General features: G+C 38.8%; 8 protein-coding genes. 6 read left to right on the forward strand and 2 right to left on the reverse strand.

What is annotated here, in order from left to right:
• Positions 1-3: 3 nt before the first annotated feature.
• Entirely contained in the window at positions 4-828 is an 825-nt protein-coding gene (locus A9970_RS02670) for an AraC family transcriptional regulator (protein WP_120334608.1), read from the reverse strand.
• A gap of 216 nt (positions 829-1,044) precedes the next feature.
• Between A9970_RS02670 and A9970_RS02675 the strand changes: the two genes are divergently transcribed.
• Positions 1,045-1,857, forward strand: coding sequence for a class I SAM-dependent methyltransferase (locus A9970_RS02675; RefSeq protein ID WP_259655320.1), 813 nt, complete (start codon positions 1,045-1,047; stop codon positions 1,855-1,857).
• A 27-nt stretch (positions 1,858-1,884) separates the two neighbouring features.
• On the opposite strand, the gene A9970_RS02680 is transcribed toward A9970_RS02675, so the two are convergent.
• Positions 1,885-2,301: a DUF1801 domain-containing protein gene (locus A9970_RS02680; RefSeq protein ID WP_182981185.1), complete on the reverse strand. Its 417-nt coding sequence runs from the start codon at positions 2,299-2,301 to the stop codon at positions 1,885-1,887.
• A gap of 293 nt (positions 2,302-2,594) precedes the next feature.
• Here A9970_RS02680 and A9970_RS02685 point away from each other — a divergent pair, with 293 nt between their 5' ends.
• The 5 genes from A9970_RS02685 to A9970_RS02705 all read left to right on the forward strand — a co-directional run bounded on the left by A9970_RS02685 (position 2,595) and on the right by A9970_RS02705 (position 12,017).
• Entirely contained in the window at positions 2,595-3,146 is a 552-nt protein-coding gene (locus A9970_RS02685) for an RNA polymerase sigma factor (RefSeq protein WP_182981186.1), read from the forward strand.
• Between the two features lie 67 nt (positions 3,147-3,213).
• Positions 3,214-4,341, forward strand: a complete 1,128-nt coding sequence (locus tag A9970_RS02690) for a FecR family protein (RefSeq protein WP_182981187.1) — start codon at positions 3,214-3,216, stop codon at positions 4,339-4,341.
• Positions 4,342-4,418: 77 nt separating this feature from the next.
• Positions 4,419-7,769: a SusC/RagA family TonB-linked outer membrane protein gene (locus A9970_RS02695; protein ID WP_220801501.1), complete on the forward strand. Its 3,351-nt coding sequence runs from the start codon at positions 4,419-4,421 to the stop codon at positions 7,767-7,769.
• A 14-nt stretch (positions 7,770-7,783) separates the two neighbouring features.
• Positions 7,784-9,661 (forward strand): RagB/SusD family nutrient uptake outer membrane protein, encoded by a 1,878-nt coding sequence (locus A9970_RS02700; protein WP_182981188.1) that lies wholly within the window; start codon positions 7,784-7,786, stop codon positions 9,659-9,661.
• A 268-nt stretch (positions 9,662-9,929) separates the two neighbouring features.
• Positions 9,930-12,017, forward strand: a complete 2,088-nt coding sequence (locus tag A9970_RS02705; protein ID WP_182981189.1) for a DNRLRE domain-containing protein — start codon at positions 9,930-9,932, stop codon at positions 12,015-12,017.
• Positions 12,018-12,287 lie beyond the last annotated feature (270 nt).

Here is a 12,287-nt window from a genome sequence, read left to right on the forward strand (position 1 = left end):
CTGCTAAATAAAAATCCATTTTATCTGGCTCCGTTCGAGATTAGCTATTTTGGAAAAGAAAACTTTTGGCGTAAATCCTGTTAATTTTTTAAAATCTCTAATCATGTGGGACTGATCGAAATAATCCAGGTTATAAGACAGACCTATTTTGTTTCTATCTTCGAGGTGGCTTTGAATTGCTGCTCGAAATCTGATGATTTTTTTGAATTGGGAGGGGGTTTTACAGATATGTTGATCAAATTGCTTATTTATGGTTGTTCTCGATCTTCTTGTTTTTAGCGAAAATTCTGACATCGATTGATTGACGTTGCTTGTATCTAACATTTCGGTAATTATGTTTTCGAGCAACGCATTTTCAAATGGCCAAAATTTTGATATCCAATAGTGTTCTAATGCCTTGATTCGCTCGTCCTGGTCATCTATGGACAGGATGGATCTCATAGCATCTTTATAATCCAGGTGTGGGTTAAAATCGGGAAATGTTCCGCTGTTATAATCGCTTAAATCATTGGGTATAAAGGCATTTATCCCAAGAGGTTTGAAGTAAGTGGTAATTTCATTTATTTTCCCCTCGTAACACACTAAAACAGGTTCATTAAAATTGCATACAAGGTTTGTTTCTATCGAATTGGATGGAAAATGCTTCGTAATCACCTTATTTGGGCTTACCATCGTTTGGGTCTGCTCACTTATCGTCACAATGGTGTAAATACTCGGAAACGTAAAATATGCCGTCGCTTTTTCTTCGTCAGTTTTCTCAAGTATATAGAAGCATTCAATATATTTTTTTAGGAGTAAGCTCTCTGGTCTATATATTTTTATCGTCATCTCTTTTCTTCATGTAAATAGGCGTTGTTCTTGCCTCATCCTTTTAAACTTGGAAGTATTTGATAATCGATTTAAATATAGAGAACCTTTATGATAATTTTCACCAAGCTTTATTTCTTAAAACATTTATTTTTAGATTGAGGAAACGATGAATCCGATAGAGATTAATTTTTATTGTAATTTAGTAGCTAATTAACCATTTAATTAAAAAACAAAATGAACGATTTGAACCCGGAAGAGAATTACATCGCAATAAACAAACACTCGTGGAATAACAGGACGGATACGCATTTAAAATCAGATTTTTACAATCTAACAGGATTTTTAAAAGGGGAGACTTCATTAAATTCAATTGAATTAGCATTATTGGGTGATATCAGTGGGAAAAAAATATTACACTTACAATGTCATTTCGGACAGGATACAATTTCTTTGAGTAGACTTGGCGCAAAAGTTACTGGTGTTGACCTATCTGACAAGGCTATAGAAAGCGCCCGCGAAATTGCGAAAGATATGCATACTGATGTGCAGTTTATCTGTTGTGATCTGTATGAGCTTGAAAATCATCTTGATGAACAATTTGATCTAGTCTTTACAAGTTACGGAACGATTACTTGGTTACCTGATTTAGATAAATGGGCGAAAATAATTTCACGTTTCTTGAAACCGAAAGGAAAGTTTATTTTTGTCGAGTTTCATCCAGTTGTTTGGATGTTCGACGACAATTTTGATAAAATTGGCTATAATTATTTTAATATTGCTCCAATTGTTGAAACAGAGCAGGGAACCTATGCCGATAAAGATGCTGCTATTTCGCAGTCCTATGTCACCTGGAATCATAGTATGAGTGAGGTCGTTGGTGCTTTACTTCATAATGGGCTGAACATTCAAAACCTGAACGAATTTGACTATTCACCTTATCCCATTTTTAAAAACATGACAGAGCTAGATCCTAAAAAATTCAGAATAGCCCATTTGGGAAATAAGATTCCGATGGTCTACGCTATTGTTGCGCGTAAAAGTGAATAAATAAAATTCTGGGAATCGACCTGGTACTTATTTCTTTCTCAAATAACGATTTATCATGGGGCTAAAATCTATTTTGGATGAAACCTGAATATGTTCTGCCAATACTGAGGCGGGAAATTCATCCAAAGTTTTGAAATTAATACAACCTTTTTGAAACTTGGCCTTTGGTATTTTTAATTTTAGTTCTTCCATTAATTCGGGGTTAGTATAGATGACCAAGGAATGGAATGAAATATAATGCTTCGCGACTGTTAACCCGTATTTAAATACACCTTGTTCATTAAAGCTGATTGCATTAGGGTTTGACATGAATTTTCCAAAGCTTTCCGAAACGGTATTGTCATTTTCTGATATCGCTTTCCGGAATTGACGAATTATTTGTTGCTCAGTGTCTGAAAGTGTATCAATATATTGATCTATTTCCATTAATTTTTTATTATCCATAAGGGCTGTAGTTGTTCGCTAAAAATATTAAATTTTCTTTTATATCGATGTAGGCCAGCAGAAAAAGATTCGACGGGTTATGGCTAAGGATTGCTTAAAAGAAATTATTGAGGATTTTCTCGCGGTGGTATGATTCTGTGGCTACCCTAATATTGTGTTGTAAACATATTTTGTGTCGATTCGGACCTATTGTTGTACTATGACACTTATAGGAAGTTCCGTTTAGATTTTATATATTGCATCTATCAATTTTAAACCAACATTTAATTTCTCAACAATATAAATCTTCAGTTATGTGCAATAGTAGTCTTGAGGATCTTTTTCTTTTGGTGAAAGAGTCGAATGAAGATGCATTTGACGAACTTTATCATCGAACTTGGAAAAAATTGTATGAAATTGCTCTCAGACGCCTACAACATGAAAACACAGCAAAAGAAGTTATTCAGGATCTTTACATTGATTTATGGGAGAAGCGGCATCGGAAAACAATTCAAGATGTCGATCATTACCTTTGCCAAGCCGTCCGTTTTAAAGTGATTGACAGATTTCGAAAGGAAAAGAGGTATTTTGAAGAATTAGAAACAATGGTTGAAGAGCTAAGCGATGGATCAACCGCCGATGGCAACTATATTCAAACTGAATTAGAATCTATGCTGCATAACTGGATTGCACGTATGCCACAAAAACGCAGAGAAATATTCTTGCTTCGCTACAATGAGGATAAAACTGTTAAGGAAATTGCGAAATTATTAGGGTTGTCGACGAAAACTGTTCAAAATCAATTGCTTAATACAACAAATACACTTAAGCTTCTAATCCAAAAAATTCTTTTTATGTTTTTTTAATTTTTTTTTGGGAATTATCATTAGTCACAACGACATATAAGAAAGGAACCAATATAAACCATCTTATATGTCTGAAAGGAAACGTCATGTTCGCACAGTCTTAAAAGATCTTCTCGATCGGTATATTTCGGGAGATACCAATCCTGAAGAACGACAATTTGTTGAATACCTGTACGATGCAATGGACAGGGAGGGAGAGGTGCAAAATGATATGGACCGCATCGGAGAGGAGATTAAAGAAAAGGTTCATCATCGTATTAAAAAGCGTACTTTAAGTTTTCATATACCCAAAATAGGGTATGCTGCAGCAAGCATTATGATCCTTTTTGGGATATTTATATCCTATAGGCTCATCGATAATTCAAAAACAAGCGAAAAAGTTCTTCATGTCACTAATCATAATCCGTCGTTAATAATCGGGAAAGAAAAACGGTTTGATTTGTTAGATACCTTGCCACAAGGAGCTCATTACACAACCATCAATAATGAAAAAGTACTAGCATTAAGTACGGTTGCCAATGGGACAGATTTAGGGAAACTGCGCATAGAAAATCCTTCGAGAACTGTATTTTCTGTTTTACTGAACGATAGCACACAAGTGTGGCTTAATTACTTGGCAACAATTGAACTTGAACCTGATTTTAATAAGAATAACCGTTCTGTCCATATTACTGGGGAGGTTTATTTTGATGTTCATAAACAATATTCTGCAGGTAAAAGGATTCCGTTTTCAGTCCACTCTGCCTTGCAGACCATTGAGGTATTGGGAACAAAATTCAATGTAAATACATCGGGCAATTCCGAAGAAAATGTATTGCTTACAGAAGGGAGTATTCGTCTTACGCATAATCGCTATGGAACACAGGTGCTTATTAAGCCGGGACAGCAGGCTTTTTTGGAAAAAGATAAACCTAAAATCTTACTTATTCAATCTGAAAATATCGAAAAAGCAAATGCCTGGCGTAAAGGTTTGTTTTATTTTGATAATGAGAAGCTCGCTGAAGTTGCTCTCGAATTTGAACAATGGTACGGAATTCCAATTGTTATAGATTCAAAAATTGCAGGACTTCCCATTACAGGAATGATCAGCAGATATGAAAATATCAGCGAGGTTTTGGCGATCATTAAGATGACCAATAATATAAACTATATAGAAAGGAAAGGAACAATATATGTAACAGAAGCAAATCCATAAAAAATTAGGAATGCTGCTACATTCCTAATCGCGCCTTAACGGCTTTTGGTAATGATCAATTATTAATCAATTTTCAAATGTATAAATTACTTATGACATCCCGCAAACAAAATAAGTTTGCACGCAATTTTTTGTGCCTTTTTTTTGGCAGCCTTGTCTGGTTATTTAGTTCGGCCAAGCCAATCTTTGATGTACAGAAAAACATAACAATCGATTTTAATAATATTCCGGTTAAGCAGGTCTTTAAAGAGTTAAATAGTAAAACCGGTTTAAAATTTATTTATTCCCCAAATGACATCGACGACTCGAAGCGTATATCCATGACATTTAGAGAGCAGCCGATAAAGACTGTTCTAGATAAGATCTTTTCAAGTTTAAAGATTTCTTACACGTTAAATGACAATACAATTATTGTGAAGCGTGGCCTTCAACAAGCTTCAATACAAGAAGGCCGCGTCATTGCGGGTCGGGTTCTTAATAAGCGACAGACGGCCCTGGCAAATGCTACTGTCGCGACAGGCCTTGGCAAGAATAGCACATCGACAGATGACCGAGGTCAGTTTACACTCAAGCTAGACCCGCAGGACAGTTATTTCATGGTTAGTCTTGTCGGCTATGTAAGTCAGCGTGTACCACTTAAGACAAACGGAGAATATACGGTGATATTAGCTGATAGTATCAGCGCACTGGACGAGGTCGTTGTTGTCGGTTTTGGTACCCAAAGGCGTGCCTCTGTAGTAGGGGCGATCACGACGATAGAACCCAAACGCTTGCAAATAGGAACATCTCGTTCTATGAGTAACAATCTTGCGGGACAGCTTGCAGGTATTATTGCCGTACAGCGATCTGGAGAACCGGGGTACGATAATTCAAACTTTTGGATACGTGGTATCAGTACTTTCGGTGGAAGCAGAAGCCCATTGATTCTTGTGGACGGTGTAGAGCGGTCTTTGGATAATATGGATCCCGAAGAAATCGAGTCGTTTTCGATATTGAAGGACGCGGCAGCGAGTGCAGTTTATGGCGTAAGAGGGGCAAATGGAGTGATTTTGATCAATACAAAGAGAGGAAAAGTGGGTAAGCCCAATGTTTCTGCTCGTTTTGAGCAAGGGATCACATCACCAGTACAGCTGCCTAAATTTGTTGGTGCAGCTGATTATTTGGAGGTAATGAATAGTATTCGGGAGGAACGTGGGGAGCAAGGCTTATATTCGAAAGAGCGGATCGAAAACATCCGTAATCATACGGATCCAGACCTTTATCCTGATGTCAATTGGTTGGATGCAGTACTTCGGGACCAAGCTGGAAATTCACGGGCGAATGTTAGTGTCAATGGAGGATCTGATATTTTGCGTTATTCCTTAGTAACTTCATATTATCGGGAAGGTGGGTTGATTGAACGCGATGAAAAACAGGCTTGGAATTCATCTTCACGGTTAAACCGATATAATGTGCGTTCCAATGTAGATATCAATGTTAGTCCAACCACTCTCTTCCGGTTGAATATTGGCGGATATCTCCAGGATAGGACAAGAGCTCCCCAAAGTGTTGATGAACTATTTCAGGAGGCTTTCACTATTCCTCCCTATGTACATCCTACCATCTATTCCTCTGGTGAAATACCTAGGACACCCCAGCGGACAAACCCCTGGGCATTGGCGACTCAACGCGGATATGAACGTATTAGCGCAAGTAAAATCGAATCTTTATTTGCGGTAGAACAAGACTTATCGTTTTGGTTGAAAGGATTAAAGGCTCGTGGGCTGTTTTCCTTTGATAGATACTCTAATACGTCGGTCGTTAGAAGTAAAAGCCCCGATTACTATAATCCAGCTATCGGAAGGGACGAAAATGGAAAATTAAAGTTAGTCATTGATAGTTATGGACAGGAATTCTTAGGCTATGAAAAAAATTCAGACTGGGGCGATAAAAGCATGTATCTTGAGGGAGCGATTAATTATGTTCAATCTTTTGGTGGCCATAACGTAGAGGGAATGTTTTTATACAATCAGCGAAATTATGATAATGGAGATCTTTTGCCCTATCGGAATCAAGGAATCGCAGGTAGATTTTCATACAATTATAGCAACAGATATATTGGGGAATTTAATTTTGGTTATAATGGATCCGAAAACTTTGCTCCAGGAAAACGTTATGGGTTCTTTCCTTCCTTTGCATTAGGCTGGTATATTTCCGAAGAGCCTTTTATGGAACATCTAAAAAGTACATTTTCCAAAATCAAACTGCGCGGATCTTATGGATTGGTGGGGAACGATAAGTTAGATGGTCGTCGGTTTGCCTATATCACAACCATTAATGAGACCGGTGGATATTCATGGGGCTTAAATAACGATTTTAAACGTAGTGGTCGTATGGAAGGTGATCAAGGTAATAGTGGACTTACTTGGGAAACAGTTGCTAAATCCAATATCGGTTTCGAATTAGGCTTATGGAAAACGCTGGAATTTCAGCTTGACCTATTTAATGAGGACCGGAAAAATATATTTATGCAACGTCGTTCTATACCCGGTTCGAGCGGTTTTACCAATGCGCCCTGGGCAAATTTTGGACGCGTAAACAATAAAGGCATCGATATGTCGCTTGAATTGAACCAGCAATTAAATCCAAACCTATTTCTTTCTGTTCGTAGCACATTTACTTACGCCCTAAACAAGATTTTAGAACAGGACGAACCTAGCGCAGTGATTGGTACCTCAAGGTCTTCTACCGGAAAGCCGATCGGCCAATTGTTTGGCTTTATTGACGAGGGCCTATTTACGGACGCAGATTTTTTAGATATTGCTAACGGTACTCTTCGATCAGATATACCAAGACATACTTTTGGACCGGTGCGTCCAGGTGATATCAGATATCGGGATTTGAATGGTGATGGTGTGGTAGATGCCCTCGATAGGACTGCTATCGGTGGAACGGAAGATCCACAGATTGTATTTGGCTTCGGATCCAACCTAAGGTACAAAGCTGTTGATTTCGGTTTCTTTTTTCAAGGTGTCTCTCGTACCTACAGGATCATTGGTGGTTCAAATTTTATTCCCGGAAGTGCCAATGGAGCAATGGGAAATATTTTCGACAATGTTTCCGATCGATGGACCTTGGATAATCCTAGGCAGGACGTCTTCTATCCGCGGCTTTCTGATTATCAAAGTGCGAATAATAATTTGGCCTCAACATGGTGGCTTAGGGACATGAGTTTTATAAGACTACGTAATATTGAATTGGGTTATAGCTTACCATCAAAAATTCTTGATCACCTCGCTATCCGTAATTTTAGAATATTTCTGCGTGGTAATAACCTGCTAACAGTGAGTGATTTTAAGCTTTGGGATCCAGAGCTTGGGGTTAATAATGGTATGCGCTATCCGATCATGAAATCTGTTTCTATGGGATTGGAATTGAATTTTAAATAGAAATAACCTATACAATGAAGACTATAAAATATAATGTTACCCGTATATTACTACTTGTAGCGCTGGGTTTTACAGCGACCTCTTGTTCGAAATATTTGGACAAGAGCCCTGATGATCAGCTTACTTTAGATATGATTTTTAAAGACAAAACCAGAACAGAGGACTGGCTGGCAGGAATATATAGCAATGTACCAGATCCATATTGGGGAAATACGCGAACACTTGGCTGGGATCCACTTTCGGATGATATGGCACCGTCTACGGGCTGGGAGCAATTTGGCTGGTCAGTTATAGGTATGCAGACCGGCAATTGGAATCCCAGTACTTCATGGGATCCTAATTATTGGGTAGAACTTCCCAAACGTATTCGTTCAGCTTATATTTTTCTGGACAATGTAAAACCAAACCCTGCGCAGTTGGTGACCGAGGAGGAGGTAAATCTTATGAAAGCTGAGGCTCGCTTTATGATCGCTTATTATTATACACTTCTGCTAGAAACCTATGGTGCTATACCGTTCCATCTTGGATTGACCGATCCGAATGCATCGGCCGAAGAATTGATGATTGGACAGACACCATTTGATCAGGTCGTGCAATGGGCAGAAAAGGAGCTATTGGATTTGTCTGCTATTTTACCTGCTAAATATAGTGCTGCTCAGAAATATGGTCGCGCGACGTCTATTATGTGCTTGGCAGTCAGAGCTCGTCTTCTACTATTTGCTGCAAGCCCATTAGTCAATGGTAATACCGCATACACCGGTTTTGTAAATAATAAGGGAGAAACCATATTCAACGGGAACTATAGTGTAGATAAATGGAAAACTGCAGCAGCGGCCTCAAAATTACTATTGGAAAAAGCTGAATCAGCTGGTCATAAATTATATATTGAATATAATGCTGATGGGTCTATAGATCCGTTTCTCTCGTATCAAAACATGTTGTTTAGACGACCTCAAGATGGGAATGATGAGATTCTTTTTGCTCGCCCTGATTGCAATATCTGGGAATATGATAGGCACGCACAACCAAGAGGTACTGGAGGAAACGGAGGACTGGGAATTACACAATCTTTAGTGGATGCCTTTTTCATGGAGAATGGCCGGAAGATTGATGACCCGTTATCTGGATACCAGGAAAAAGGATTCTCAAAGACCGCAGAAGTGCGAAATACACGCTGGGCTGAATCTCAGGGAAATGGAAAGGTGACTTTGGAAGGTACTTATAATATGTATACCCATCGCGAACCACGATTTTATATTTCGGTCTTGTATAATGGTGCTTGGTATAGACGAGAAAATCGGAGAACCGAATTTTATAGTGGTAACTGGGATGGGGGACCTACACATGATGCCCCGCAAAATGGGTATCTTGTACGTAAGAAAGTCCATCCAGATCACGACCCCCGCAATGGAACAAATCCCTATAGACCGGGAATACTTTATCGGCTTGGCGAAGTTTATCTGAACTACGCCGAAGCATTAAATGAGTCCGACGCTAATCATCCTGATATATTAAAGTATGTCAATTTGATAAGGGTACGCGCAGGTGTACCACAATATGGTGTTGGAAAAGATGCTTTATCTGTGCCATCTTCGCAGGAGGGGATGCGCAAAGCAATCCGAGACGAGCGTCGGGTAGAACTAAATAATGAGGGTATCCGGTATCGTGATGTGCGACGCTGGAAAATTGGTGAAGCTGTGTTAAATGGGAATTTCTATGGAATGAATTTTTCTGGTACAGAAAAGGATGACAATGAATCTAATCCCAAAGCATTTTTCAAACGCTCAGTTTATCAAAAGCGCATATTTACAACAAAGAATTATTGGTTCCCAATTCCACAAACGGAGATAGATAAGAATCCAAATTTGGTTCAAAATCCAGACTGGAAATAAGTACTAAAAATCAATCCAATTTCAATACTTATTGAATATGCTGCTTAGTTTTTTTGCTATGCGGCATATTCTTTTATAAAGAATATGTTGAATTTCTATTTCAGGTTCTAATTTAAAATTTTACCCCTCTTTATTTGTGATTTTACCCCCTTTAGTTGATAAGTTATTTATAATTTAATGTTATTAATCAAATTATAAAATTCGTATTCGTCGGAATTAGAATACGTCTGTAAAAATTATAACAAATTATAAAACTAAAAACAACATTATGAGAAAATTTATGATGGTGATTTCTATTGGAGTCATTGGGCTACTGAGCTGCCAAAAATCCGTTCAACTAGATTCTCCGACATCGCTAAAAACAAAAGCGAAGGCGAATCTGGCAAGTGTGGGCAATACTTACTACATAGATCCCAGCGGAAACGATGATAGTACAGGAATGAGCACAACTACAGCATGGAGAACATTGGCCAAAATTAATGCCTCGGTTTTTGGCCCCGGCGACCGTATCTTATTCAAGAGCGGTGGCGTATGGAATGACACTTTGCATATGAAAAATTCGGGAACGGCTGAAGCTCCCATTATCATAGATAAATATGGCGGTGATGTTCGTCCGATTATCAACGGCGGTGGAAAGAGGAATGGATCAAATGCGCTATACCTTAATAAAGTGTCTTATTTTGAGGTAAATAACCTCGAACTGACGAATACAATCCCAAGCGGGACAAGTTATGCTGCCACGGGGATCCGCGTGATTGGAGGTAGTTCTGCAGGAACAGCAATCAGCAATGTCTCCATTAGAAATTGTTATGTCCATGACGTCAATGGTGCTATCGATGGACAGACCAATTATAACAAAAGCTCTGGCGGGATTATCTTAGACGGTAAAATATACGGGGCTTTGGTACAAAGTTGTCATGTCGCCAACTGTTCCGTTGAAGGGATAAGGACCACCGGCGATAGGGCTATGGCAGCAAGATCAAAAGATATTATTATCGATAACAATTTGATTGAATATATCTACGGCGACGGCATCGTTATGTCTGGCGTGACGGGAGGAAGTAAAATTACACACAATACCGTCTATAAGGCATGTATGAACACAGGCTCTGAAAATTATGCGGGTATTTGGACAATTGGCAGCTTGAATACGCTGGTGGCTTATAATGAGGTTTACGGTATGACAGGCGGAGGGGCCAACGATGGAGTCGCGTTCGATGCCGATGGTTATGATACCAATTCAGTAACCGATGGAGATATCTTCGAATACAATTATTCGCATGATAATAACGGCGGATTTATGCTTTTTATGAACCAGTCTAAGAATATTAAAGTCCGCTACAACGTTTCTGTCAACGATATCGGTACAACAAGGTTAAAGAAGCTCTTTTTGATCGAAAAAACAACATACGATTCTCGTGAGATTTATAATAATGTATTCTACATCAAAAATCCAACCGCCAGCCTGTTTAACGTCATGAATGGCGTGAGTTCAGGAAAGCCTTATGCAACATTTTCAAATAATATTTTTTACACGACCTCGACCATTAGTAGTCTGTCTACGCAGGCCGATAACGGACTGAAGTTTAACAATAATTGTTTATTTCCGTCAAGTACATTTACGTCATTGAACTGGGGAACTACCGTGCGGAACAACAATTTCTATGAAGATCCTGTATTTGTCAATCCAATTGGTGGAAACGGCCTTGACGCTGCAAAAGGTTATGATGTCGGTTCCGGTTCGGCTGCCCTTAATGCTGGTGTATTTATAAGTAACAATGGAGGCGAGGATTTCGCTGGAAATGCGCTGCCATTGGGTAATCCAGATGTTGGAGCGTTTCAGCATGCTGTTGTAGCCAATGCCGGAAGTTCTCTTGCCGATGCCTATGTCCGCAACGGTACCTATGCGAGTACAAATTATGGAACTACAGCTGATCTTGTCATCAAATCCGACGCTACATCTTACGCACGTAAAGCATACGCTAAATTTGATATTGCGATGATTACTAAACCTAAAGTGAGTTCGGCAAAATTAAAAATGTATGTTGCAGGAGTGAATACAGCACCACAACGGACTATTAATATTTATACAACCTCCACGACATCTTGGTTGGAAAATAGCATTAATTGGAACAATGCACCAATGGATACTGTACTTGTCGGTAAGATTTCTGTTTCAGGGATAGGTTTACAGACCATCGACGTCACCTCGGCCATTAACAGATTGCTTACCGGTACTGATCGTAAAGTATCCTTTCTATTTTTAAATACAGCTGCGGCTTCTTCTACAAATGATATGTCTTTTAGTAGCAGGGAAGCAACCGCCAATAAGCCAACGTTGGAACTGCTTTATTAACCGGTACTTATTTCAGGGTAATTCTCTTGTATTTAGAATAACCGGATCAAAAAGCCGCAAGGAATACCAATTCTTTGCGGGTTTTGACTGGAGAGCGTAAAAATCTGAAACTAATTCCTAATAGAAAGTTGTCGCTCGTGCGTCATACTATAGCCAGTTTTTAAAGTTAAATGGACAGACGGTGCTCACAAAAATTATTATTTCGTAAATTCATACTATGAAGTATCCGATACACTATTTGGATAGCTTCCTCATACTAATAAAAGGAAT

The sequence above is a fragment of the Sphingobacterium sp. UME9 genome (genome assembly GCF_014170215.1).
Lineage (GTDB): Bacteria > Bacteroidota > Bacteroidia > Sphingobacteriales > Sphingobacteriaceae > Sphingobacterium > Sphingobacterium paramultivorum.

Excerpts from the sequence above, each read along its gene's own strand:
- A9970_RS02670 (WP_120334608.1), bottom strand. The coding sequence starts at position 828 with ATGACGATAAAAATATATAGACCAGAGAGCTTACTCCTAAAAAAATAT.
- A9970_RS02675 (WP_259655320.1), top strand. The coding sequence starts at position 1,045 with ATGAACGATTTGAACCCGGAAGAGAATTACATCGCAATAAACAAACAC.
- A9970_RS02680 (WP_182981185.1), bottom strand. The coding sequence starts at position 2,301 with ATGGATAATAAAAAATTAATGGAAATAGATCAATATATTGATACACTT.
- A9970_RS02685 (WP_182981186.1), top strand. The coding sequence starts at position 2,595 with ATGTGCAATAGTAGTCTTGAGGATCTTTTTCTTTTGGTGAAAGAGTCG.
- A9970_RS02690 (WP_182981187.1), top strand. The coding sequence starts at position 3,214 with ATGTCTGAAAGGAAACGTCATGTTCGCACAGTCTTAAAAGATCTTCTC.
- A9970_RS02695 (WP_220801501.1), top strand. The coding sequence starts at position 4,419 with ATGTATAAATTACTTATGACATCCCGCAAACAAAATAAGTTTGCACGC.
- A9970_RS02700 (WP_182981188.1), top strand. The coding sequence starts at position 7,784 with ATGAAGACTATAAAATATAATGTTACCCGTATATTACTACTTGTAGCG.
- A9970_RS02705 (WP_182981189.1), top strand. The coding sequence starts at position 9,930 with ATGAGAAAATTTATGATGGTGATTTCTATTGGAGTCATTGGGCTACTG.